Source organism: Anaerozeibacter quisquiliarum (assembly GCF_051162045.1).
Classification (GTDB): Bacteria; Bacillota; Clostridia; order Christensenellales; family Aristaeellaceae; genus Anaerozeibacter; species Anaerozeibacter quisquiliarum.
In genome coordinates, this window is record NZ_JBISDI010000029.1 from 1 (window position 1) to 24,153 (window position 24,153).

General features: G+C 64.2%; 24 protein-coding genes and 1 tRNA gene. 7 read left to right on the forward strand and 18 right to left on the reverse strand.

Annotated features, from left to right (window positions below; genetic code table 11):
* Positions 1-86 precede the first annotated feature (86 nt).
* Positions 87-1,574: an arabinose isomerase gene (locus ACH6CV_RS12820; protein ID WP_456358597.1), complete on the reverse strand. Its 1,488-nt coding sequence runs from the start codon at positions 1,572-1,574 to the stop codon at positions 87-89.
* A gap of 117 nt (positions 1,575-1,691) precedes the next feature.
* Between ACH6CV_RS12820 and ACH6CV_RS12825 the strand changes: the two genes are divergently transcribed.
* Positions 1,692-2,105 carry a hypothetical protein gene (locus ACH6CV_RS12825; protein WP_456358598.1) on the forward strand — a complete coding sequence of 138 codons (414 nt, stop codon included), beginning with the start codon at positions 1,692-1,694 and terminating at the stop codon, positions 2,103-2,105.
* A gap of 376 nt (positions 2,106-2,481) precedes the next feature.
* Here the strand turns inward: ACH6CV_RS12825 and ACH6CV_RS12830 are convergent, their stop codons facing one another.
* Both ACH6CV_RS12830 and ACH6CV_RS12835 read right to left on the reverse strand, forming a co-directional pair.
* Positions 2,482-2,796, reverse strand: coding sequence for a hypothetical protein (locus ACH6CV_RS12830; RefSeq protein ID WP_456358599.1), 315 nt, complete (start codon positions 2,794-2,796; stop codon positions 2,482-2,484).
* Positions 2,797-2,916: 120 nt separating this feature from the next.
* Positions 2,917-3,186: a hypothetical protein gene (locus ACH6CV_RS12835; protein ID WP_456358600.1), complete on the reverse strand. Its 270-nt coding sequence runs from the start codon at positions 3,184-3,186 to the stop codon at positions 2,917-2,919.
* 214 nt (positions 3,187-3,400) lie between these two features.
* Between ACH6CV_RS12835 and ACH6CV_RS12840 the strand changes: the two genes are divergently transcribed.
* Together ACH6CV_RS12840 and ACH6CV_RS12845 are read left to right on the forward strand one after the other, a co-directional pair.
* Positions 3,401-3,613 (forward strand): hypothetical protein, encoded by a 213-nt coding sequence (locus ACH6CV_RS12840; RefSeq protein WP_456358601.1) that lies wholly within the window; start codon positions 3,401-3,403, stop codon positions 3,611-3,613.
* A 56-nt stretch (positions 3,614-3,669) separates the two neighbouring features.
* Positions 3,670-4,503, forward strand: a complete 834-nt coding sequence (locus tag ACH6CV_RS12845; protein ID WP_456358602.1) for a tyrosine-type recombinase/integrase — start codon at positions 3,670-3,672, stop codon at positions 4,501-4,503.
* 53 nt (positions 4,504-4,556) lie between these two features.
* On the opposite strand, the gene ACH6CV_RS12850 is transcribed toward ACH6CV_RS12845, so the two are convergent.
* Both ACH6CV_RS12850 and ACH6CV_RS12855 read right to left on the reverse strand, forming a co-directional pair.
* Positions 4,557-4,630, reverse strand: a tRNA-Trp gene (locus ACH6CV_RS12850).
* A 41-nt stretch (positions 4,631-4,671) separates the two neighbouring features.
* Positions 4,672-6,069 carry a hypothetical protein gene (locus ACH6CV_RS12855; RefSeq protein WP_456358603.1) on the reverse strand — a complete coding sequence of 466 codons (1,398 nt, stop codon included), beginning with the start codon at positions 6,067-6,069 and terminating at the stop codon, positions 4,672-4,674.
* Positions 6,070-6,190: 121 nt separating this feature from the next.
* Here ACH6CV_RS12855 and ACH6CV_RS12860 point away from each other — a divergent pair, with 121 nt between their 5' ends.
* Positions 6,191-6,724, forward strand: a complete 534-nt coding sequence (locus ACH6CV_RS12860) for a glutathione peroxidase (RefSeq protein WP_456358604.1) — start codon at positions 6,191-6,193, stop codon at positions 6,722-6,724.
* Positions 6,725-6,749: 25 nt separating this feature from the next.
* On the opposite strand, the gene citC is transcribed toward ACH6CV_RS12860, so the two are convergent.
* From citC to ACH6CV_RS12920, 12 genes are all read right to left on the reverse strand, one after another.
* Complete coding sequence (gene citC / locus ACH6CV_RS12865) at positions 6,750-7,796, reverse strand: [citrate (pro-3S)-lyase] ligase (RefSeq protein ID WP_456358605.1); 1,047 nt, start codon at positions 7,794-7,796, stop codon at positions 6,750-6,752.
* 124 nt (positions 7,797-7,920) lie between these two features.
* Positions 7,921-9,177 carry a response regulator gene (locus tag ACH6CV_RS12870; RefSeq protein ID WP_456358606.1) on the reverse strand — a complete coding sequence of 419 codons (1,257 nt, stop codon included), beginning with the start codon at positions 9,175-9,177 and terminating at the stop codon, positions 7,921-7,923.
* Positions 9,174-10,976 (reverse strand): sensor histidine kinase, encoded by a 1,803-nt coding sequence (locus ACH6CV_RS12875; RefSeq protein ID WP_456358638.1) that lies wholly within the window; start codon positions 10,974-10,976, stop codon positions 9,174-9,176. Before ACH6CV_RS12875 ends, ACH6CV_RS12870 begins: the two co-directional genes overlap by 4 nt.
* A 5-nt stretch (positions 10,977-10,981) precedes the next feature.
* Positions 10,982-12,283: an extracellular solute-binding protein gene (locus ACH6CV_RS12880; protein ID WP_456358607.1), complete on the reverse strand. Its 1,302-nt coding sequence runs from the start codon at positions 12,281-12,283 to the stop codon at positions 10,982-10,984.
* A gap of 20 nt (positions 12,284-12,303) precedes the next feature.
* Positions 12,304-14,403, reverse strand: coding sequence for a beta-galactosidase trimerization domain-containing protein (locus ACH6CV_RS12885; RefSeq protein WP_456358608.1), 2,100 nt, complete (start codon positions 14,401-14,403; stop codon positions 12,304-12,306).
* Positions 14,404-14,431: 28 nt separating this feature from the next.
* Positions 14,432-15,307 carry a carbohydrate ABC transporter permease gene (locus ACH6CV_RS12890; protein WP_456358609.1) on the reverse strand — a complete coding sequence of 292 codons (876 nt, stop codon included), beginning with the start codon at positions 15,305-15,307 and terminating at the stop codon, positions 14,432-14,434.
* 1 nt (position 15,308) lies between these two features.
* The gene (locus ACH6CV_RS12895) at positions 15,309-16,220 is read right to left on the reverse strand and encodes a carbohydrate ABC transporter permease (protein ID WP_456358610.1); all 912 of its coding nucleotides are present in this window, start codon (positions 16,218-16,220) and stop codon (positions 15,309-15,311) included.
* A 139-nt stretch (positions 16,221-16,359) separates the two neighbouring features.
* The gene (locus ACH6CV_RS12900) at positions 16,360-17,622 is read right to left on the reverse strand and encodes an ABC transporter substrate-binding protein (RefSeq protein ID WP_456358611.1); all 1,263 of its coding nucleotides are present in this window, start codon (positions 17,620-17,622) and stop codon (positions 16,360-16,362) included.
* Positions 17,623-18,179: 557 nt separating this feature from the next.
* Positions 18,180-19,085, reverse strand: coding sequence for a Ppx/GppA phosphatase family protein (locus tag ACH6CV_RS12905; RefSeq protein ID WP_456358612.1), 906 nt, complete (start codon positions 19,083-19,085; stop codon positions 18,180-18,182).
* Positions 19,078-19,374: an FtsB family cell division protein gene (locus tag ACH6CV_RS12910; protein ID WP_456358613.1), complete on the reverse strand. Its 297-nt coding sequence runs from the start codon at positions 19,372-19,374 to the stop codon at positions 19,078-19,080. The genes ACH6CV_RS12905 and ACH6CV_RS12910 overlap by 8 nt, the downstream gene beginning before the upstream one ends.
* Positions 19,375-19,458: 84 nt before the next feature.
* The gene (gene yabQ, locus ACH6CV_RS12915) at positions 19,459-19,827 is read right to left on the reverse strand and encodes a spore cortex biosynthesis protein YabQ (RefSeq protein WP_456358614.1); all 369 of its coding nucleotides are present in this window, start codon (positions 19,825-19,827) and stop codon (positions 19,459-19,461) included.
* 3 nt (positions 19,828-19,830) lie between these two features.
* Positions 19,831-20,124: a YabP/YqfC family sporulation protein gene (locus ACH6CV_RS12920; RefSeq protein WP_456358615.1), complete on the reverse strand. Its 294-nt coding sequence runs from the start codon at positions 20,122-20,124 to the stop codon at positions 19,831-19,833.
* Positions 20,125-20,279: 155 nt separating this feature from the next.
* Here ACH6CV_RS12920 and ACH6CV_RS12925 point away from each other — a divergent pair, with 155 nt between their 5' ends.
* Positions 20,280-21,038 (forward strand): JAB domain-containing protein, encoded by a 759-nt coding sequence (locus ACH6CV_RS12925; protein WP_456358616.1) that lies wholly within the window; start codon positions 20,280-20,282, stop codon positions 21,036-21,038.
* A 4-nt stretch (positions 21,039-21,042) separates the two neighbouring features.
* On the opposite strand, the gene ACH6CV_RS12930 is transcribed toward ACH6CV_RS12925, so the two are convergent.
* Positions 21,043-21,357 carry a helix-turn-helix domain-containing protein gene (locus tag ACH6CV_RS12930; RefSeq protein WP_456358617.1) on the reverse strand — a complete coding sequence of 105 codons (315 nt, stop codon included), beginning with the start codon at positions 21,355-21,357 and terminating at the stop codon, positions 21,043-21,045.
* A 218-nt stretch (positions 21,358-21,575) separates the two neighbouring features.
* On the opposite strand from ACH6CV_RS12930, the gene ACH6CV_RS12935 reads away from it, so the two are divergent.
* Entirely contained in the window at positions 21,576-23,099 is a 1,524-nt protein-coding gene (locus ACH6CV_RS12935; protein WP_456358618.1) for a xylulokinase, read from the forward strand.
* Complete coding sequence (locus tag ACH6CV_RS12940; protein ID WP_456358619.1) at positions 23,096-23,890, forward strand: RNA polymerase sigma factor; 795 nt, start codon at positions 23,096-23,098, stop codon at positions 23,888-23,890. The genes ACH6CV_RS12935 and ACH6CV_RS12940 overlap by 4 nt, the downstream gene beginning before the upstream one ends.
* Positions 23,891-24,153 lie beyond the last annotated feature (263 nt).

The following is a 24,153-nucleotide window of genomic DNA, read 5'->3' on the forward strand; positions in this document are numbered from 1 at the left end:
TGTGAGGGAAGGGCCGCGGCCCTCCCCATTCTCTCCTGTGGAGGGGTGTATGTGCGTAAAATGCTTTTATGAACGACTGGATCGAGCTATACCTTGGAAAACCGAATCCCCATCAGCTTGCCCAACTTCTCGAACGTGCGCGCGTTGTGCCCCACGCTCATCGCGCAGTGGTGGGTGGGGGCTTCTCGGAACCATTGGTCCATGTATTCGTCCAGGTCCCGGCCGAAGTCCACGTGGGTCTGGGTGTTGCCGATGGTCAGGATAGGCAGCTTCCGGGCGACGCCCTCGGAGGCGATCAGCTTGAGCCTGCCGTCGCCGGTCTGCGTAAGCCCGAGCGTGGTAACCGGGCCCGCGAGCACATGGGCCTCCACCGACACCCCGCTGCCCCGCTTTCCGTGGTACACGCCCATGCCGCGCAGCACGGGCTTGCCGTCGGCGATGCCGATGTGGAACGGGCCGTCGTGCCCGAGGATCATGGTTTTCTGGTCGTAATCCATGGCCACGATCTCGGTGAACGAGCCGCCCGCGCCGATCGCGTCGCAAATCTTCATCGCGATATTGGTCTTGATGTCGCCCTCGCCGGCGCAGGGGATGCCCGCGGCGGTCAGCAGCGAGTGCCCCACGATGAAGCCCGACTGCAGCCGCTCGTAGCGGTTGTCCTCCGCGCCGTGGTAGTAGTAGCTCAGCGCGTCCAGCCCGTACGCCTCCGCCATCCGGCGCTGAGCCGACGCCACGCGGCAGGCCCAATCGAGCTGCTCCGGCGTGGGCTTGCGGGCGATCGGGTCGGACGGCGAGTCGCCGCTGATGGTAAAGAACTGCTCGACCTCCGCCTGGATTGCGCGGACCTGCGCGTCGGTCACCTTGCTTAAGTACTTGTCGAGGTCGCACATCTCGAGGATTTCCACGTGGATGCCGGTCTGCGCGGACAGCATCGTGAAGTCGCTGTACATGTCGAGCATGCCGGAATAGTTATTGCCCAGGAACCCAAACCGCGCGCCGCTCAGTGCACGCTTGGCGGTGGCGGCGCGCGCCCACGCTTCGATCTCGTCCCAGGCGCGTCTTGCCTCCGGCCGATGCGCGGTGGCCTCGTCGGCGACCGAAACGGACGGCGTCCCGGTCCCGCCCAGCAGCCCGTTCACGATGTTGAGCGCAAGGCCCGCGCGGTCAAACACATTGGCGGCCTCGGGCACTGGGCAGCCCACGCAGTGCGCCAGCCACTCGCCGGTCGAGGTCTTTTCGTAATTCATGTGCGCGGCGGGCTGCAGATTGAGCAGCACGACCGGCGCGCTGCATGTAAGGTGCACCGGCAAAATGCAGTCGGAGGTAAAATAGGTAGCGCTGTGCGCGAAGATCAGATCGACCTGCGCGGCGGCGAAGTACGCGCCCGCCCGCTGCCCGGCCCCGGGCTCGTCCACCAGGCCGAAGTTGAACACCTCGCCGAACGCGCCGAGCCGCTTTGCGATGAAGGCGTTGTAGCCCTTCAGCCGATCCTCCAGCCCCTCAAACTGCGCCCAGTACGCGCGCAAGCCCGCGCTGTACAGCCCGATCCGCGCCCGCTTGCTCTTCCCGGTCATGTGCATCGCTCCCATCGCCTAAGATTTTACCCCCATTATAGGCGCGGGCCCCGCCGTTGTCATCACCGCATATGGTGAATTGATCGCACAATCTTGGCGGAATGAAAAGAAACGGGCATGCGCCAGCCCGAGATCCTGGCGCTCATAGGGGATCGCGTTGACTTCAAGGCGGGCACCGTCCACATCGACCGTCAGCCGATCCGCGAAAAGAAAAAGGACGGCATCTACAAGTACGCACCGCCCAAGCGCGACAAGCCGCGCAAGCTGAACGGGCGGCCGCTACGTTCACAACACCATCACCCACAACGTTGCGCGCATCGGGGCGCGCATCGGGGCGCGCATCGGCATTGGGGGCTGCGCTGCCGCGATCTGCGCCACAGCTACGCGGTGAACTCCCTGCGGGCCGGGGACGACGTCAAGACGGCTCAGAGCAACCTCGGCCACGTCACGGCGGCGTTTACACTGGACAAGTACGCGCACTACACGGAGGACATGCCAAGGAGAGCGCCGCCCGCATGGAGGGCTTCATGATGGGGCTTTCTGGCCTAAAAAAAGCTGGTAGGGGTAAACGTAGGGGTAAACGCTTATTTCCGGGCATCAAAAAAGCCCGAATCCTCAACAAGGACGGGCTTTCCCTTGTGGCAGGGGCAGAAGGACTCGAATTATACTGTGGCCGTTTTACGGTGTTTTTTCTGGTGTCGTCCAGTCCGGAGAAGTGCCGTGGTTGCTGGGCTCCGGAGACTTTTGGTGTTACGTCGTCCCTCTTTGGTTTATCGCCGTTGCGGTCAAAGTTGCGGTCAATTGCGGTCGAAATTGTGGTCAGATTTTCCGGTGCGGACCGCCCCTGTTCATACCCACAGCAAAGCCGCCCCCCGCTGATGGAGGGGCGGCTCGGCGGGCTGCAGGGTCACTCGGCCTGTGGACGCGCGGCTGTGCGGATGCGGTCGAGGATCGAATCTGTGTCGAAGCTGGTCAGCATGTCGCACATGCGGCGGATTATATCGTCCAGCACGTCGGCAAACGCGGCGGCGCGGTCGAAGTCGAGGGCAATGGCTTCCGCGCGGCTCATTGCCGGCGAGGGCTTGAAGGCGTCCACGGCGAGCCGCTGAAAGAATCGTTCGTTGATCGCCTGCATGACATGCTCGCCCTTGTTGAGCTCCCACTTGAGCAGGTGAAAGAGGTCCTCCAAGTCTCCAGTGGCGGCGCGAACCTGATTTTCCATGTGTCAGTTCTCCTTTCGTGTTGATGGGCTGGGAGCTATGCGGTACAATGGCCTCGGCCCCCAGCCGTTTCGGTTTGGTGGTGGTACGAGAGCCGCTTTGCTGTGGAAGGTGGGCGGCTTTCAAGCTACCGTGAAGCGCCTGGTCGTGCTGGTCTTGGTAAAGCGCTCGGCCACGTCGGGCATGGCGGCGGTCAGGGCCTTGGTGTCGAGGCGGGCGCTGGTGACGGGCCTCCAGGTCACCTTGAACGCGCCGGCGATCAGCTCCACGGTCTCGCCCATGTAGGCCTTGACGCGGTCTTGTGCGCCCTCGATCAGCGCGTCGAGCTCTTCCTTCATCCTGCGGAGCTCCTGCAGCTCGGCGACGGTGGCGGTCAGTTCCTGCTGTGACATGGTGGTAAACCTCCTTCATGATGATCGGTTGAGGGCGGGGCGGCGTTGTGGCGGCGCTTGCCTTAACCTCTGATTGGATTATAGCACCTAATAACGCTAGTAGTCAATCGTCATTATGCACACATATAACGCTAGTAGTTTATGCAATTATAACGCTAGTAGTGACTGCGGTTCTGTGATATACTGTAGGCACTAGGGTTAGGAGGTGTATCCATTGGCTAAGAAACAGACGGAGTGGTCAAGAGCATACAACGAGAAGGCCTATGACCGCCTCGCCATCACCATCCCCAAGGGTCGCAAAGCCGCCGTGGAGGCCCACGCTAGGGGCAAGGGCGAATCGGTCAATGGACTGGTCAACGGCCTGTTGCGGGCTGATATAGGCCTCACAGAGGGCGAATGGAGCGCCCGGCCTGTGGATGAGGAATAGGCTACCACAGGGGGGGCGCTGCTGTTGTTGGTTGGTTATATTCGGCTACCGACCAGTTGGGCAAGCACCATTGCCACAACACCGTATCCCACAACTTCAAGCGCGTGGCCACAACCATCGGACTGCCAGACCGTCGTTTCCACGATCTCCGACACACCTACGCCTTGACCACGATCAAGAAGCAACTGAACATCGTTCGAGCGCCATTGCGCCATGCACACGCCGAGGGCGTCATACCGCGTAATCCGTGCCTGGGGGTGCAGTTACCGGCGCAGACGGCGGTCAAGAAGCCTAAGCGCAATGTGGACGCCTACACGGACGATGAGCAGGAGCGATTGCTAAAGGTGATCTCCGACTACACCGACGCAGGGAACGCTGCTACACTCTTGATGTTGGAGAGTGGCATCAGAGTAGGGGAGTGCCTTGCGCTCGATTGGTCGGACATCGACTGGCGCAAGAAAGCGGTCAGGATCAGCAAGACCACTGTCAGGCTTGCCAACAAGCGGCAGTCGTTCGTTCAGGACAGCGCGAAGACGTACAGCAGCAACCGCACGATTCCCTTGAGCGCAAAGGCGCTGAAGATGCTCCAAGCCATGAAGGAAGACACCACCACGCCGCACATATTCAACGGTGGGGATGGTGAGCGGCTGTCCTATGAGGCGTTGAGGTACAGGATGCAAAAGGCTTGCAAGGCAGCGAGCGTGCCTTACATGGGGATGCACGTGTACCGACATACCTTTGCCACGGCCTGTTACTACAAAGGGTGCGATGTTAAGATTCTGTCAAAACTGCTTGGACATGCCTCTACCGCGATTACATTTAACACTTACATCCATTTGTTCGGTGACGCGCTAGAGGACATGAGATCGATACTTAACACGGCAGTTTGACAAACTTGAGCGATCTGAACAAAAAAGCAGCCCGTGGTCTAGACGGACTGCCTTGGCAGGGGCAGAAGGACTCGAACCCTCAACAAAGGTTTTGGAGACCCACGTGTTACCATTACACCATGCCCCTACGCAGCACAAGATGTATTATAGTTGTTTGGGGCGGGGTTGTCAAGCAGTATTTTGGGGATCACGCACATGCTCAGCGGCGTGCTCGATGGCGGGGCCAAGTTGCCAGTTGGTTACGTCGCCTTGGACCGGGGCGGCGCGGGAATCGCTCACGGTGGCGCGGGTGCAGATGGCGGCGCCGTCTTGCTTGAGGGCGAGGGTTGCGTAGCTGCCGGCGGCTATGGCGCGGATGCCGGTCCAGCCGTCGACGTCGCATTGGCCGGCGTAGGGGAGGTCGCCTTCGATGAACTTCGTCGCCACCACGGTGCCGTCGCGCTTGAGACCCGCCGTGTGGCCCCAGCCGGCCGAGATAGCCGCGATGCCGGTCCAGCCGCCGACGTCCAATTGCCCCGACCAGTTGGCCCCGACGGCCACCACCGTGCCGTCGGCCTTGAGGCCGACCGTGTGGTGGTCGCCGGCGGCGATTTGAATGATGTCCTTCCAGCCGCCGACCTCGCACTGGCCGACGTAGGGCGCGTAGTCGCCCTCGATGAAGCCGGTCGCCACCACCGTGCCGTCCTTCCTGAGCCCTACCGTGTGCTGCGAGCCGGCCGCCACCTGGCAGACGCCCGTCCAGCCGTCTACGTCGCATTGGCCCTGGTAGGAGCGGTAGCTGTAGGCGTCGGCGATGAAGCCGGTCGCCACCACCGTGCCGTCCGCCTTGAGGCCCACCGTATGGTCGCTGCCGGCGGCTACCTGCACGATGTCCGCCCAATCGTCCACGTCGCACTGGCCGGCGTAGGAGATCGAGTCGCCCTCGACCAGGCGGCGCGCCACAACGCTGCCGTCGGGTCGGAGCCCGACAGTGTGGTCGCTGCCGGCGGCCAGGGCCTTGACGCCGGCAAAGTCGTCCGCGTCGTCGATCAGCCCCGCGACGGCGACCGTACCGTCCTCATTGAGCCCTACCATGTGGTGGGCGCCCGCCGCGATCCGTCCGATGCCCAGCTGCCCGTAGGCGATCGCGTAGCGGCGCTCGAGCGCGTCCTTATACCCCGCGGCCTTGCCGAACGAGCGGTATGCGCCTTCGAAATCCCCGCGCTCAAGCAGCGCCTCGGCCTCGGCGTAGCGGGCCTCGCCCGCGCGGAGCGGCGCGTCTCGGTAGGGGCCCAGCGCCGCGAAAGCCTCGCTCGCCCGCCCATAATCGACGGACACAAGCAATTGCTCCGCCTGTCGGTACCGCCAGTGGGGCAGCGCCCACTGAACGAACCCATAGGCGGCCGTCGCCACGGCGGCGGTCAGGGCGATCCCCCACGTCAGGCGGCTTCTTCTGCGAAGGCGCGCGCGCTCCCGGGCCTGCTGCCAGGCCTCGATCTCCCGCTGTGCCCGGTAGGTGCCGGGCGCACGCCGGAACGTAAGCCTCCGCAGATAGGCCTTTGGTCGCCTGGACTTCGGATGCCGCATCGCCATCCCCTCTTTCAGCCGTCATTTTAGCACAATCGGCCGCGTATTGCCACAACTTGTTTCATCGGTGCGCAAAATCGGTATCAATAGACATACATCATACGACAAGGGAGGATCGATCATGAACATCTACGATTTCACCGTGAAGGACAACCGCGGGCAAGAGACATCGCTCGGTGCGTACCGGGGCAAGGTGCTGTTGGTGGTGAATACGGCGACGCGCTGCGGCTTGACGCCGCAATATGAGGCGCTGGAGGCGACCTACAAGAAGTACAGGGATCGGGGCTTTGCGGTGCTGGACTTCCCCTGCAACCAGTTCCGCGAGCAGGCGCCCGAGGCCGATGATGAGATCGCGCAGTTCTGCTCGATCAACTACGGCACGACCTTCCCGCGCTTTGCCAAGGTCGAGGTCAACGGACAGGCCGCCGATCCGCTGTTCGTGTGGCTGAAGCAGGAGGGCGGCGAGGCCGTGGCCGACGACGACGCGCGCGCATTTGAGAAGAAGGTGCTGGCGATCCAGCCGATCGGGCATAAGGGCGACATCGTGTGGAACTTCGGCAAGTTCCTGATCGACCGCGAAGGCAATGTCCACGCGCGCTATTCGCCCTCGTACAAGCCCTCGCAGATGGAGGCCGATATCGAGAAGCTGCTGTAGATCCATCTACGGCAGACGGGAATCGTCAGTCGTGGATCACGCGGTCGCTCGCGCGTATGGCCTCGACCACCGGCCGGCCCTCTTCGCTGGTGAAGAAGGCGTAGGTGGGGAGGGGCACGAGCGGGCGGATTGCCTCGACCGGGCCGTCGTGGATCAGCTGGCGCACGCGCGAGGCGCTGATGGCCACGCCGTTTGCCTTGACGCGCGGCACGATGATCGGCTCCACGCCGAACGCGGGCAGCAGCTCGAGCATCGCGTCGTTGTAGATCCGGGTGATGCCGGAGAAGGGCTCCTCGCCCGCGTAGCGGCGCGCGATCGACAGCGCGCGGGCGATGTGCCCAAATACGCGGATGTCCAGCTCCGCCTGGGTGCGGGTGACCGTCTCGTCGTCCTTGAGGAAGTAGGAGGGGAAGGTGGCGCTCGACACGATGTAGCTGCCCGAGGGGTGGCACAGGACGTTGGGCAGGTGAGCCGAGCCCTCGCGCACCAGTTTGAAGCGCACGGGACCCGGCACCAGCGACATCTCCTCGGACACCACGAACACGTGCACCACGTCGTTTTCGCGCGAGGCCTTCTCCAGCAGGTGCAGGTGCCCCAGCGTGAACGGATTGGCGTTCATCACCACCGCGGCGGCCCGGCCGGATAACGGCGCGTTGCGCCCCAGCGCCGCGAGATACGCCTCGAACGCGCGCGGGCGGTCGGTCATGAAGACCAATTTACCGGGCACGCGCTCGATTTCATAAAACCCGAGATCGGCGAAGAAGCGCGCGGTCTCGGGCTTTGTGTACAGGAATAACTCGCCGTAGCCGCGCTCCACCTGCCGCTCGATCAGGGAGGTCAGCACCTGCGCAAGCAACCCCTCGCCCCGGTGCTCGCCGTCGACCGCCAGGCAGCGCAGCGTGTTTCCGAAGGTCGAACCGGTCGCCACGAGGCGCATGCCGTCGTCGAACAGCCCGACGGTGTAGTCCAGGTTGCGGTCGCGGCGGATGCCTTCGCGTTGAAGCAGCGCGGTAAGCGCACGCTGCGCGCGCGTATCGCTTGGCCGGATGACGGACAGATGGTAGTCGCTCATGGGATTATTATAGCACGGACGAGCCGGGGATACAAACGGCTTTTGCGCGCGGACGCCTTAACGGGTGAGTACGGACATGGCATTCCGGCCGCGCATTATACGGCGACCGTTGTGAAAACGGGGGTTATTTTTTCGCCGGCTGTGGCTGCTGCGCGAGCTGCTTGCGGTATTCCTTGGGCGTGAGGCCGGTGGCCTTTTTGAACACCTGGCTGAAATAGGTGGGGCTGTTCAAGCCCACCATCGCGGATACCTGGTAGAGCGGCAGCCGCCGATCGGCGATCAGCTGCCGGGCGAGCTGGATGCGCAGGTCGAGGATGTAGTCGGTGAACGACTTGCCCACTTCCTTTTTGAACAGCTCGCTGAAGTACCAGGCGTTCAAGAACACCTCGGCCGACACCTCCTTAAGCGATATGCTGTCGCTGAAGTGAGCCTGAATGTAACGAAGCGCCTTCTTGATGGGTGGGGAGTGGGTCATGCCCTGGCGGCTCGCGTGAGAAGAAAAGCTGTGACCGCTCTTGGCGGCGCTGTTGCGGGCGGTGGCCGCTTCGGCGCAGGCGGCGGACAGCTCGGACAGGGTGGAGCGCTCGCCGGACAGCCCGATGACCAGCTGCGCGCCCAACAGCCGAAGCGCCTCGCGCACGCACGCGCCGGCGGCACGCGACACCCGCTCGGCCGCCTCGGGGCCGGACTGGCGGGTGAACGCCACCGCGATCAGGCTGCCTATGCCGGGCGGCGCGAACGCCAGCTGCGCCGTTCCGGAGAACGCGTTCAGAAATACGCCGCGCACCGATTGACCGAGCGAAAAAGCATCGCGCTCGGCGCCCAGGTCGCCGCCGGCCTCGAACAGCGTATCGCACACGTAATAGGCGCGGGCATCCTTCATCAGGGCGCGCTCGGTTGCCTGCACGGCCTCGGGCGCGGCCGGGGCCGACAGCGCCGAACGGATGAACGCGGACAGGTGTTCGTCCGCGCTGCAGGGCGGGGCGATCGACCGGGCCGCGGCCAGCAGTCGGCCGCGCCTGTCGGCGGCGCGCCTGAGGCAGCCCAGGATGTCGGTGTGCCGGGTGGGCTTGACCAGGTATTCGAATACGCCGAGCGACAGGGCCTTCTGGGCGAATGTGAAATCGGAATAACCGGTCAGCAGGATCACCACGATGCGCTCGTCGAGCGCGCGAATCCGTTCGGCCAGGTCGAGCCCCGACATGCCGGGCATGCGGATGTCGGTGATGACGATGTCCGGCTTCGCGCGTTCAACCGCCCGCAGCGCCTCCTCGCCGCAGCTGCACAGGCCTGCGATCGGGAATTCGTCCGCGTGCTCGGCCAGGATGCTCTGCAGGCCCGCCAGCACGATCGGCTCGTCGTCCACCAGCAAAAGCTTCATACGATGTCCTCCTGATTTTCGGACAGCCGGATGATCGGCAGCGTCAGCCGGACCGAGGTGCCCTGTCCGTTGCGGCTGGTCACTTCGACCCCGTATTCCTCGCCCAGCAGGATTCGGATGCGCTTGTCCACCGCGTGGAGGCCCAACCCGGTATGACCCTCCGCCACGTCCTGCGCCCGCATGACGTCGCGCAGCCGCTCAGGATCGATGCCCGAGCCGTCGTCGATGACCCAAAGGCGCAGCAGATCCCCTTCCAACTCGGCCTCGACGGTCACGTTGAGCACGGTTTTTTCCGGGGTGATGCCGTGCACGATCGCGTTCTCGATCAGCGGCTGCAGGATCATCTTGGGCACGCCGAGCGTGCGCGGCTGCGCGTCGCCCGGCAAGGTGAAGCACAGCTTGTCGCCAAAACGCATCCGCTGGATCATCAGGTAGTGACGCGCCATTGTCAGCTCCCGCGCCAGGCTGACCGGGCCCGAATCGCGCCCGATTGAATAGCGCAGGATTTCGCACAGCGACACCATGATGTCGGCGATGTCGCCCTGTCCGCGCATCAGCATCAACCAGTACACCGAATCCAGCGTGTTGTACAGGAAATGGGGACTGACCTGCGCCTGCAGCGCCTTGAGCTCCGACTCGCGCGACACCAGCTCTCCCTCGTAATACTGCGTGATCAGCGAACGCATGTCGTCGGTCATGCGGTTGAACGCTTGCGCCAGGCGACCGATCTCGTCGCCGGTCTGCACCCGCGCGCGCGCGCCCAGGTCGCCTTCCTGAATGCGCTGCATCGTCTCCACCAACTCCGACAGCGGCTTGGTGAGCGCGCGGGCGATCAGCACCGAGGCCAGCGTGGCCACCGCAATGCCGATCGCGCCGATCAGCAGGTTGAGCAGCCTGAGGTCGTCAAACGCCGAGGTCACTTCGCCCAGCTTCAGGCGGGTGGTCGCGCCCCAGCCGGTCCTGTCCGAGACGCTGTACACCACCAGCTGATCGCCCTCGATGAAGAAGCCCTGGCGCAGGCCGGACGCGAGCGCCTCGAGCAGCGCGGGCTCCACCGATCGGCCGATTTCGGCGTCGTCCTCGGCGGACACCACCTGCCCGTCGGCGCTGAAGATCTGGATGCGCCCGGCACGGCCGATGCGCACCGGCTCGATGATCTCCTTGAGTACGCGCTCGTTGACGTTGATGAACACGTAACCCAGCGACTGGCCGGTGCGGTAGTCGATGTACTTGCGCGTGGCTGAGAACACGTAGCTGCGCTCCCGGCCCAGCTTGTCGGTGTATTCCCGGCGCGCCGACATCAGCACGAGCTCGCCGCGCGAGGCCGTCAGGCGCGCCTTCTCCGCAGCGCTCAACAGCGACTCAAAGTTTTCAAAATCGCTCGCGAAGTTGTAGTTGATGGTGGCCGCCGGCGTATAGAGCTGGATCGAGTGGATGCCGTCGTAGGCCAGCGTGATCTTCGACAGCTCCGACGTGATGGTCAGGGTGCTTGGGTAGGGCAGCGGCTCCCCCGGCTTAAGGCGGGTGGCGACGGCCAGCGCATCCCGGATTTCTGCGTTGGCCACGATGTTTTTGGAGAGCATGTTGATCTGGTCGATCGAGGCGTCCACCTGGCCGCCGGTCTGGCGCACGGTCTCCAGCACGTAGTTGTTGGCCATCGTGCGCACGACGCGATCGGTCAGCAGCGAATAGATGACCAGCTGCAGCGCAAACAGCAGCACGAACACCAGCGAAAAAGCCAGCGTGATCTTGCCGCGTATGCCGAAGCGCTCGAGCGCCCGCCGCCGGATCGCCTGCATGACACTCACCTTAACCTGCCCGGCGCGCCCAGCGCCGCGTCGATGCGTGCGGTGGCGGCCCGAACCGCCTGCTCGGGATCGGCGCCGAACGCCGCACTGTTGAAACAGTCCACCAGCGCTTCGGAAATCTCGGGGTAGAACGGTGAAACCGGACGGGGGCGCGCGACAAAGAGCAGCTGGGCCGACAGGATGTCGTAGGGCGGCTCGGTGCGGTAGGCATCGCCCGCGTCCAGGATCGACTTGCGGGCGGGCAGGTTGCCGGTGCGGTCGCACCACAGCCGCATGGCTTCGGCGCCGGTCAACGCCTCGATCACCCGCCAGGCGGCGGCTTTGTCGCGGCAGTCGCGCGTGATGGCGATGTTCCAGCTGCCCGAGGCGCTGGCCCTGCTCGCCCCGCGCGGCAGCGGCATCGCGCCCCAGCCGCCCTCGTAAAACGCCGGATGGCTCTCCTTCCATGCGCCGAGCAGCCACGGGCCGGTGATCCACATGGCGATCTTGCCCTCGGTGAAGCCGTTCGGGATTTCTTCGCGCGGGGCCACCCGGTACTTGCCGAATAGGTCGGCGTAGAAGCGCACCGCTTCGATGCTCTCGGGCGCGTCGAAGTAGCCGCTGGCGGCCGAGCCGTCGGGGTCGAGTACCTCGGCGCCAAACCACCAGGTGTAGAGCATCTGGGTGAACGCCATGCCCTCGTTCTTGTTGTCGGGCGTGAACATGCTGGGCAGGAGCCCGTATTGCACGATCCGGCCCGTGGCGTCGGTTTTGGTCAGCCGCTTGGCCGCGTCCAGCAGCTGTTCGAGCGTCCACGCATCCTCGAGCGAGGTCGCGGGCGTTATGCCCTCGGCCGCGAGCAGCGCCTTGTTGTAAAACAGCAGGCAATCGGCCTGATTGAGCGGCGCGGCCCAGATGTGGCCGTCGTACCGGAGCGCCTCGCGGCTCGAATCCACGAGGTCGGCAAAATCGGCCGCGTCCCAGTAGCCGTCGAGCGGCTCGAGCGCGCCGGTCACCGCATAGCTGGCGATGTTGGGGGTGTCGATGAGCACCAGGTCGGGCGCTTCGCCCGAGAACAGCTTCATGCGCACCTTTTGCTCGTATTGGTTCTGCGGCACCTCCACGATCGACAGCTCATAGGGCAGGCCCGACCGCTCGTACACCTCGAGCAAGGTCTGCTTGGGGTGGTCGGGGAAGGACAGCAGCTCCAGTTTGATTGGCGCGTCCGCAGCCCGCGCGGGCGTAGCCCACGCGGGTGCGATCGACAGCAGCAACATGAGCGCGGCCAGCGCCGGCGCGACGGATTTTCGCACATTCATAGGACGATCGACCTGCCTAACTACCTAAGTTCTATGCTCTCCCACTCATACAGCCGATCAAGCGTCAGCACGGTTTCGTCCCCCTCAATCCGGACATCGAGCTCGGCGTCCAGCGCGAACGCGTGCGCCTTCTCAAACCGTCCGGCCACGCGAATCTCGAGGTCGGCGATCGGGTTGACGCGGTCGACAAATTCAAACGTGCGCGCGTAACGGCCCTCGAAGGGGTCCATCGTGCCGCAGCACACGCCCATACCGGGCGTGAAGTTGACCAGGTGCAAAACCGTCCTGTCCGGCATCTCGGCTAGGGCGAATTCCACGTTCGACGCGCACGACAGCGCAAGCGGCGAGCGCACGCCGGCCGTTTCCATCAGGCGGCGCAAGATGGTCATCAGGTCCACCTGGTGGTAGCGCGCGAACTGGGCGAATATGTCCTGCGCGAACCAGCACACGCGGCCCCGGCCGAGCGTCGTTTCGGTGAGCGCCGCCTCCTCGGTCGGCTCGTAGGGCGCGGGCAGGTTGTTGTGGAAGAAGCGCTTGCCGCGCGTCTCGCAGATGGGCAGCACGACGCGGGCCAGCACCCGCGCGCCTTCGGCCCATGCGCGCACATACCGCCCGCGCACCAGCTGTGCGCGGCGGGGGAGGAGCGCGCGCAGCGACTCGTCCTCGGCCGAGAGATAGCTGATCGTGACGCCCGAGAGCGCGTCCATGCGCAGGCCGAGCTCGGATGGGATCGCGCCGTCCCGCACCATGCGGTCGTCCTCCACCCGGTACATGCCGGTCGGGCCCGCCGCGACGACCAGCCCGCCGCGCTCGGCAAACCGGCGAATCACGGCCCAGTGTTCCGGCGCGATCACGGCCACGGAAGGCAACAGCAGCAGCCGGTATCCGTCGAGCGATTCGCTCGATAGTCGCTCGTCGAACACCAAGTCGGCCGGGCATTGCAGCTCGCGCAGCAGCCGGTATGCGCCGGCAAACGATTTTGCGAAATCCTCCGCACCGTGGAAGTAATGATCCTTGGAGGTCTGCGAGTGCCAGATGGCGGCAAATTTGACCGGCCGTCCGTCCAACAGGTGCTCGCGCCGCTTGATTTCCGCAAAGGCCGCGCCGATCGCGCGATAGGCGTCCGCGTCGAGGTGTCCGTCCGCGAACGGCTCGTCGTCCACCGTCGTCGTGCCGCCGTTGCTGGCCACGGTGTAGGCCTCGAGTGCCAGCTGGGCATCGGGCTTGGCGGTGTAGTCCCACGTGCCGAGGAACCGCCCGATCAGCGCCTCGAAGGGTCGGCCCTCCCCGGCCGCGCCGCGCAGGAATTTGCTGAAGAAGCTGGGCGCGCCGAGGCCCGTCCAGTCGGTGTAGGCCTCGCCGGTCACGAAGTCGGCCTGCGTAAGTGCGCCGATCGCGCGCGAACCCATGGAGGCGTTGGAGTAGGGATAGCCCCAGTAGTTGTTGGCCAGATTCGCGTCCGGCAGGATGGATCGAATCGCGGCGTAGGCCTCGCGGTAGAACGCCTCGATGTAGTCATAGCGGAACCGGGTAAAGCGGTTTTGCGCGCGCTCGTCCGACGCGATGCGCGCCCCGTCAAGCGGCTCGCCCTCCCGGGCCTCGTACAGCGCGCGGCAGTGCGGGCAGAAGCAGCGGTCCTTTCCGATGATCGACATGTCGATCCAGAAGCCGTCGGGCTTAAGCATCCGGCTGATCTCGCGCAGGTGATCGATCACCACCTGGCGATAGGGCGAGTTGAGGCACAGCGTCGACCAACGAAATTCCTCCAGGTTATCCCGCTCGCCGTTCGGGCCCTCGACCAGCCATTCGGGGTGCAACGCGCTGATGCGCTCGTCCCAGGACACCGAGTAATAGGCGATGACCTCGATCCCGGCCGCCCGCAGCCGACGGCACACCTCGGGGAAGAGGTTGAGGCTGCCCAGGCCCCGGTGCTTGTGGCCGATCTCGGTGTCGTAATAAAAATTGCCAAACTGGCACTTCGCGTACAGGATCACGCTGTCGACGTTTGAGCGAATCATGGTATCGGCGATCTCGTCCGGGTCAAACGCGGTCGCGGTCTGGCGTTCGGGCCAGTCGGGGAAGTGCATGTCCAGAAACACGCGGCGCTTTGCATTCTTCATAATGGAGAACTCCTTTGCGTGAAGCGCGTCAGCCCTTGATGCCGGTGCTGGCGACGCTCTCCACGATGTATTTTTGGAAGCAGAAATACACAATCATCATCGGGACGATCGATAGCGCCACGCCCGCAAACAGGATGCCGTAGTCGTTGGCGTATAGCCCGATCGCCAGGCGCGTGAGCGCCACCTGCAAAAGCATGCGCGATTCCACGTCGATGAAGGTGACCGGCACAATGAAGCTGTCCCACTGCTGCAGGAACGCCAACAGCCCCAGCGTAATCAGCGGCGTCTTGGCCAGCGGCAGATAGATTTTGAAGAAGATCGAGCCGTGACCGCAGCCGTCGAGCAGCGCCGCCTCGTCGAGCGTTCGCGGGGTGTTCAGGTAGAACTGGCGCATGTAGAAAATGCCGAACGGGGTGGCGATAAAGGGCAGAATCAGCGACCAGAACGTGTTTTTCAGCCCGGTTTGAGCGATGGTCAGGTACAGCGGGATGATCAGTATCTCGATGGGCAGCACCAGCAGCGAAACAATCAGCACGAACAGGAAACCCTTGGCGAAGAAGCGGATGCGCGCGAAGGCGTAGGCCGCGAGCGAATTGACCACGAGGCTTGAGAACGTGACCGTTATCGCCACGAACACCGTGTTCAGGATGACGCGCACCATGTTGAGCTCGGAGAAGATGTTGACGAAGTTCTCAAAGGTGAACCGCGCGGGCGCAAAGGTGTGAAGCGACAGAAGGGTGTACTGCCCGATCTCGGCGTTGGGGCGCAGCGCGTTGCCCAGCACCCAGATGAGCGGGATGGCGACCACCACCGCAAAGGCGAGCAGCACGGCGTAGAACAGGCAACGCCCCCCAAGCGTCCTCAGCCGTTCTCGGGACAGGGAGCGGCGTTTCGAAAGCTGCATCCTAGGCGTCCTCCTTCCGTTCGCCGAGCCGGAACTGTGCAAGCGTGACCAACACGATGATCATGAACAGCACCGTGGACATCGCCGCGGCGTAGCCCACCCGTTCGAGGCGGAACGCGGAGCGCCAGATGTAGTGCACGACGACGTCGGTCGCGCCGCGCGGATTGCCGGAGGTCATCACAAAGGTGGGGATGAACAGCTTGATCGCGTCCATCGTGGTGATCACCACCACGAACAGCGTGACCTTCTTGAGATGGGGGATCGTGATGAACAAAAACTCCTTGACCGGGCCCGCGCCGTCGATCCGCGCGGCCTCGCGCAGCTCGCCGGGGATCTCCTGCAGTCCGCTCAGAAAGATGACCATGAAGTAGCCCCACGACTTCCACACGCAGGTGAACACGATCGAGGGCAATGCCTGGCGCACGTTCGACAGGTATTGCAGCCGCGGGATACCCAGCGCGCCCAGCATGGTGTTGGCGAGGCCGAACGATGGGCTGTACATCTGCTTGAACATCACGCACACGGCGACGAACGAGATGATGGCCGGGATGAAGAACACCGTGCGGAAGGCATTGACGGCCCTGAACGGCTGGTTGACGAACACCGCCATCGTAAGCGCCAGCGCGGTCTGGATGGGCACGATCAGCAAGACCATGTGCAGCGTGACCTTGAGCGCGTTGATGAAGTCGCGGTCGCCCAGCATGTTCTTGTAGTTGGCGAGGCCGATGAAATCACCCTTGCCGGCAATCAGCGCATAGTTGGTAAAGCTGAGCGAAAACAGCCGGATCGCCGGCACCAGCAGAAAATAGCACAAAACGCAAAGTGCGGGCAGCATGAACAGGTAGCCGATTGCGTTTTCGCGCACGCGATTCTGGCCGGCGTAGTCGCGCCCACGCGAGGCCGCGAAATTCATGAAATCACCACCTTCATGTTCGGATGGCCTGTGATCATTGTACAGGCTGGACACACGTAAATCAAGCCAAACCGGGATGCGCCCGGTGCCGCCGGCACAAAGCGCATCCCGGGGTGTCGGGCGGCGTAAAACCTCAGGATCAGCCGCCCAGCGCGGTGTTCATCTGGTTGACCGCGTTCGCGATCGCGGCATCCACGTCCTCGCCAAACGCCACGTCGGCGAAGCAGTTCATGATCGCCTCGGAGATGGCCGGGTAGTGCGGGGTAACCGGGCGCGCCTTGGCGGTCTTCTGCAATTGCTCGTTGATGATGTTGTAGGGATATTCCTTGTAGGTGGGCGAGCCTTCGAGCACCGAGGCGCGGGCGGGCAGGTTGCCGGTCTCCTCGCACCAGATGGCGTGGCCCTTCTTGCCGGTGATGGCCTGTATGGTCTGCCAGGCTTCCTGCTTGTGCTCGGACTTGGCGCTGATCGCGATGTTCCAGCTGCCCGAACCCGATGCGCCCTGCACGTCGCGCGGCAGCGGCATCGCGCCCCAACCGCCGTCAAATACCTCGGGGAACTGGTTCTTCCACACGCCCAGCATCCACGGGCCGTTGACCCACATGGCGACCTTGCCGGTCTCGAAGGCGTTGGCGATGTCCTCGGTGGCGGCATAGCCCTTCTGATAGAGGTCGGCAAAGAACTGGACGCCGCGCTTGGATTCTTCGCTGTCAAAGACGCCGCTCGCGGTTGTGCCGTCCTCGCTGATAAAATTGCCGCCAGCCATCCACACCCACAGCTGCTCGGTGTAGGTCATGCCCTCGTTCTTCTGAGAGATCGGGAACATCTGCGGCTGAATCGCGTAGCGGGTGACGTTGCCGGCCGCGTCGCGTTCCACCACCTGCTCGCACACCTCGAACAGGCGCTCGAACGTCCAGGCGTCGTCGACCGAGGTCGGCACCTCGATGCCCAGCTGTTCAAACAACGGCTTGTTGTAGTAGAGGATGGTGTTCGATTCGTTGAGCGGCGCGGCCCAGATGTGGCCGTCCCACTGCATCGAGCCCTGCGCCGAGGGCACGAGGTCCGCGAAGTCGTCCGCGGCCCAGTAGCCTTCCAGCGGCTCCAGCGCGCCGGAGGAGGCGTAGCTGGCTACGTTCGGGCCGTCCATCAGCACGATGTCGGTCGGTGTTCCGCTCGAGAAAGCCATCTTGATCTTGCTCTCGTACTCGCTCTGCGGGTACTCGATGATCTCGACGTCAAACGGCAGGTTGGCAGCCGCGATCGCCTTTTCCAGCGCGGCCTTCGGTTGGTCGGGGAAGGAGGCGAGCGTGACCTTGACGCGCTCCGCCGCCAGGGCGGACGGGGCAAGCGCGGTCAACACCAGCAGCGCGCACGCGAGGATGGCCCAAAGACGCCTGTTCATGAGAATCCCTCCATCTGCATAATGGGGCAACGCCGGCGATCGCCGCGCCTGCCCGATGACCTCAGTATACAGAATCCGGGGGATCAATGCGTTCGCTTTGATTTGTCATTCTTACAATTTGATTGGGTGTGAGGGGGGCGATGCATCGTGCGGGCGACCTTTGGCCGCCCCAGATCATCGACCAAGCGTCCGCTTTCCAAGACGGCCGGAGAAGTGGTTCTTTATTATCGGGGCAACCGCAGGGCGCTTCCTCTTTTCCTCCTGACGCGCGCTTACCTAGCCCCGTGGCTCCCTCTGACGAGGGAGCTGTCGGCCGCAGCCGACTGAGGGAGAGAACCCGTTGATCGAATGACAGGAGTTTTATAGATCGACCAGCAGGTTCTCTCCATCCGGTCTGCGGGCCACCTCTCGTGCATCCGGAGAATGCGCGCAATGCGCGCGTCAGAGGGAACCGGGAAGAGGCATCAGAAGAAACGGCAGGCCATGGACAACCTCTGCGCTGCGAAAAGCACGCTGGGCCTGTCAATGGCCTGGGACGACCTTTGACCGCCCGTCGCTTATATGATCCCCATCCGCGCATAGCCCAGCAGGTTGTCGCTGTCGCTCGCCGAAATGTATGGGACATTGCTCAGATCGAAAAAGGCGCACAAAATGGCGGCGCCGAAGGGAATGATGTCGGCGCGGTCGGGGTTCAGGCCGACGATCTGCGTGCGCGCCTCGAGCGGCATCGCACACAGCCTGTCAAGCCATCCGCGCGCAGCCTGCGCGGTGACGGGGAAGCCCTCGACCCGGGCCGGGTCGTAGGGAGAAAGCGCCAGCGTCATGGCGGCAAGCGTCGTGACCGTGCCGCCCACGCCCGTCCACCCGTCGGAGGGGTGGCTTGCGATCGCATCCCAGGCGGGGGAGAGCGCCGTGCGCGCGGCCAGGAGCATGTCGTCCGGCCGCATCGCGCCGCCCAGCGCCTCGCACAGCCGCACCGCGCCGACCTGCGCCGAGCGCGCGACGAGCACGCGCCCGTCCTCGCCTGCGGAAAGTTCGGTCGAGCCGCCGCCGATGTCGATCACCCCGCGCCGCCCGGCCGGGGCCGCGCCCGCGTAGGCCAGGTCGGCTTCCCGCTCGCCGCTCACGACGGCGATCGGCACCCCGGCGCGCTCGGCGCGCGCGATGAGCAAGACTCGGTTGGTCCCTTCGCGCAGCGCGCTGGTGCCAAAGCCCGCGACCGTCTGCGCGCCCAGCGCGCGCGCCTTCCCGGCCAGCAACTCGATCGCGCGCGCGGTGCGCTCGATCGCGCCTTCGTCGAGCAGGCCGTCCGAAAAGCCGGACATCAGCCGACAGGTAATCCTTTCCTTGTGGATAGACAAAACCTGCCCGTCGGCCACGTCGGCCACGAGCAGGCGCACAGAGTTCGAACCCACATCGAGTACGCCGATCCGCGTACCGGATGGGTCGTCAATGCTAATCATTACCCGCCTGACTACCCGCCACGAAGCGAATCTCGCCCTTCTTGAGCAGGCCCAATTCCTGATGCGCGACGCGCTCCACGTATTCGTCCGTCTTGGCAAACGCGATCTTGCGCTCAAGCAACGCGTTTTCGCTCATCTTCGACAGCCGGTCGGCTTCGAGCTGCGCAATGCGCGCCGCCTGGCGGGCCATCAACTGCCCCTGCGACGCATATACGCACATGAAGGCCAACACAAGTGTCGCCATCATCAAAAACCAGAACCGGGGTTTGACTACCCGCTTCTTGCCCACGACCGTACCCCATTCCCGTAAAAGCCATTCGTACATACCGACACTATTATTCTTATACGACATAAGCCGACATATTCCTGCCGATCATCGAAAGATTTTTTTCATGAGAGAACGCTTACACAGCCATGCGCGCAACTTGCGCGCGATCTTTGAGACTGCGCCGAGCAGGGCATCGACGAGGCGTTTTACCGTCAGCTGGTAGGCAAAGAATCCGAGCGCCGCGCCCGATAGCGCGTACAGCCGCACCTCGCCGTAGTTCGCGGCCAGCAGACCCGCGCACACGATGGTCCATACGCCCAGCGCGATCATCAGGTCGAAAAAGGCGTTCAGCCACGCGCCGGCGTCGAGCGCGCGCGCGACGCGCGCCATCAGCGCGTACCACGCGCCCGCGAGCGCGCCGGCCGCGACCATTGTGACGAAGATGCGCCACTGACCGACGGTGTAGTACAGCATCGGCTACTTGAACAGGCGCTTAAACACGCCGCCCTTGTCGCGCGCGGTGCGCTCGTCGTACTCGACCGCGATGATGCGCCCCTCGATCAGCAGCTGCCCCTCCTCGAGGCTCAGCCTCGACACGTGCAGAGCGTCGCCCATCAGCGTCATCGCGCCGGCCGAGGTATTCAGTACGATCATCTGTTCGTTGAAGCTGTCCACGTCCTCGACGCCGCTGATCACGGCGCGGCTGCGATCGGTAAGTTCCAGGCTGTGGGGCCTGACCGGCTTCGCACCGCCGTCCTTGGCTTCCCGCATCGGGCACCCCCCGTTCTTCATCGGGGCGACCCGCGGTCGCCCGCCGCCCCGATTCCCTACAGCGTATTCGCATCCGCAGGGGAAAATGCGTTGCCCGTCGGCGGGCAGTGTGGTAGAATAAAGTACACGCGTAAGGACAAATGAGGGATGAAGCGATGGCGCGACAGGTGGTCGGACCGCAAAACCATCCGCATGGCGGACATCGCGCCCGGCTGCGCAAGCGTCAGCTGGCCGAGGGGCTTTCCGCCTTTGAGCCGCACGAGGTGCTGGAGCTGCTGCTCTACGCCGTGATCCCGCAGCGCGACGTGAACCCGCTCGCGCATGCGCTGATCGACCGGTTCGGCTCGGTCGCGGGCGTGCTCGCGGCATCTCCCGCGGCGCTTGTCGCAGTGCCCGGCATGGGCCGACAATCGGCCGAGTGGTTTGCGTTTTTGAATGAGACGACCGCGCGTTATGAGCGGCTGAGGCTTTCCGACCGGCCGCGGATCACCAACGTCCGCCAGATGAGCCTGCACTGCGCGCGGCTGTTCGAACCGCCCGCAGGCGATCAGATATGGTTGATGTGCATGAACATGGCGGGGCATCTGTTGGGCAGCTCACAGTTGTGCGCCGGCCGATGGCAGGGACGGCTGACGCTGCGCCAGGCGGTCGAGCCTGCGCTGCGCTACCATGCCCAGACGGCGCTGCTGCTGATAAAGCGCGCGGGGGGACAGGCGGCGGCCGAGGACGAGGTGGCGTTCGTCCGCGCGCTGGCGACGCAGTTCGCCCGCGTGCGCATCCGGCTGCTGGATGGCGTGGTGATGGCGGGGCACAGCGTGCTCAGCATGAGGAACCTCGGACTCTACCGGCTGGAAGGCGAACTTGCCGAGAGTGAGCTTGCACGGCTGTGCGAACATTGGTTGGACGAGGTTTGATCGCCTACTGATCGTCCCAGGTATCGGGGTTTTCGAGCAGCAGTTTTGAAATCTCGCGCAGCACCTTGCGTTGGCTTCGGTCGCCCTGGCGCTTGGACAGCACATGGTCGTCCAGCGATTCCTGCAGCATGATGTCGGTGGACATGCCCAGCGCGTTGGACAGCGACACCAGCGTCTCCAGGCTGGCCTTGCGGGTGCCGCGCTCGATATGGCCGAGAAAGGACAGCGAGATGCCAGCGCGCTCGGCCAGTTCCTCCTGCGTGAGATGCAGGTTCTTGCGCTGCTTGCGAATGCGCATCCCCAGGCTCCTGTAATCCATGTTGAACCCCCTTGTGATTACTATAACGATAGTTTAGGAAAATATATCAGAAATTTGAATTGACCACAAGAATGAAATAGTTCTAATGGTGGCTTATTGGCTGAAATTACCATGGGAGTATTTCCCATAAACAACGGCGTGTCGCCGCGCGATTGACGCTTGTAAATCTGTGCGCGGATGTTATAATAGAAGCAATACGGAAGCGGGGGACATTCGCAATGGGTAAAAATTACATCATGACCTGCGACGCCGGCACCACCGGCTGCAAGTGTTCGGTGTTCGACAAAACGGGGCGCACGGTGTGCGCGGTCAGGCGGGGCTATGCGACCGACTATCCCCGGCCCGGTTGGGCCGAGCAGGACCCGGCGACGATTTTGCGCGCGGTGCTGGAGGCGATCCGCGAACTGCTCGCGCAGGTGAAGCCGCGCGACATCGCCTGCGTCGGGCTGTCGGGCACGATGAACGGCTGCATCGCGGTGGACGCGGGCGGGCGCGCGCTTTACCCCAACATCCTGCACTCGGACAGCCGCGCCTCGCGCGAGGTGACCTTTATCGAGAGCCGGATCGACCCTCAGGCGTTCTACCGGCTGACCGGCAACCGCATCGACGAGCACTTCACGCTGCCCAAGATCCTGTGGCTGCGCGAGCATCACGAGGAGGTTTACCGACGCGCGCGCTGGTGGCTGAACATCAAGGACTACATCTACGCGCACCTGACCGGGCAGGTAGGCGTGACCGATTACTCCGACGCCACGCTGACGATCGCGCTCGACATCGGCAGGAAGTGCTGGGCCGAGGAACTGCTGAAGGATTTGAACCTGGATCCCGGCAAGATGCCCGTCATCCGCAAGGGCAGCGACATCAGCGCCTGCATCACGAAGGACATCGCCGAGAGGACTGGGCTCATAGAAGGCACGCCGGTGGCGCTGGGCGGCGGCGACGGCGCGTGCGCCGGGCGCGGCGCGGGCCTGTGCGAGCCGGGCGCGGGCTACTGCTCGATCGGATCGAGCGCCTGGGTCAGCCAACTGACCGAAGCGCCGCTGCTCGATCCCGAGATGCGCATCTTCAACTACCTCGACATGGACGGCGAGGTCAACCATACGCTGGGCGTCATCCAGACCGGCGCAGCCGCCTACGACTGGGCGGCCGGGCATCTGCTGGGCAGCGGCTTTGACGCCACGAGCGCCGACTACTCGCGGATCGAGAACATGGCGCGTCAAATCGAGCCGGGCGCGGAGGGCGTGCTGTTCCTGCCCACGCTGATGGGCGAGCGCACCCCCTACTGGGATCCCAACACGCGCGGCTGCCTGATGGGCTTCTCGCTCTACCACGACCAGCGCCATGTGGCGCGCGCGGTCTACGAAGGGGTGGCGTTGGCGCTTAACACCGTGGTCGAGATCATGCGCGAGTGCGGCCAGCCGGTTTGTTCGATGATGCTGATCGGCGGGGGCGCGCGCTCGGGGCTGTGGCCGGGCATCATGGCCGATGTGTTCGGCCTGCCCACGCGCGTGCACATGGCCCCGGGCGAGGCGGCGTCGCTGGGCGCGGCCATCGCGGCCGGCGTGGGCGCCGGGCTTTTCGAGAGCTACGAGCAGGCCGCGCGCATCGTGCGCGCCCGTTCGCATCACCCGGTCAACGAGGTGGCGCACGAGCGCTATCAAGCGGTGTTTGAGGTCTACAAGCACATGTACGACGCTCTGAGCCCGCTGTTTGACGCCATCGCGCGCGAGGGGCGCGCGTGAAGCGCCCGATCGACGAACCGTCCGGTTACCTTGGGCGGCTGCGCCCGATCTACGTGCGGCTGTTCCGCACAGCCCACGCGATCGTCGGCAATTTGGAATTGTCAGAATACGTGCTCAAAAGCGCGATCGTCGAGGCCTGGCTGCGCCGCGGCGAGTGGCAGGGGCGTATGGGGTTTCAGGACAGCCTGATGCATACCGTGCGCACGGTGGCGCTGGTGGAATTGGGTGGCATGCGGGGCGCGGGCGCGTTCGAGGTGGACTGGGTCTTTCCCGAGCCTATGCTTGATGATGCGGCCCATCGCGCGCTGCTCGAGCGGCTGTTGCGCGAGAACGGCGCGACCCAGCGCGTCGCGCTGTTGTGCTATGGGGCGGATTTGAGCGCGCGTCAGATTGCGGCCGTGATGCAGATGCGCGCGGGCGAGGTGTCGGCGCGGCTGCGCAAGCTGAATTCCCGGCTGTCGCGCGCGCTCAAGCAAGGAGGCCGGCGCGGCAAACCCGCGCTCGAGGCGCAGATGGAGGCGCTCTGCCGCGCGGCGCTCGGCACGCCCGGCGAGGACGTGCCCGAGCCGGGCGCGGTGTTTCGCTCGTTCGAGCGCGACATCGCCGAGGCACGCAAACCGCGCGCCTCGGCGGGTCGGGTGGTGGGCGCGGTCGTCAAGGCGCTGCTCATGCTGATTCTGGCCGCGGCCATATGGTTGATGGCCGTGCTGCTCGAACCCAATGTGAACCGGCGCGCACCTCGGAATACACCGCCGCCGACACAATCCCGCGAATTTGACACCAATTCATAATATTACTTTTGTTTGACAATTCATGTCAGTTGTGTATAATTCTGGTATGTACTGGATTTGCCGGGAAAGGGACACACTGACATGACGATTCTTCCCATTCCCCTCCTTGGAGGGGTGCCCACAGGCGGGGGGGTAACCAATTGCCCGCACTGCCGAGGCTTGGGCAATCAGGCCGTCAGCCGGGGGGCATATGCCCCGGCCTTTGATGATGCTCCGATCGAGCTACCGCCCCGCCCCTCCAGGGAGGGGATTTGGAAGAGACG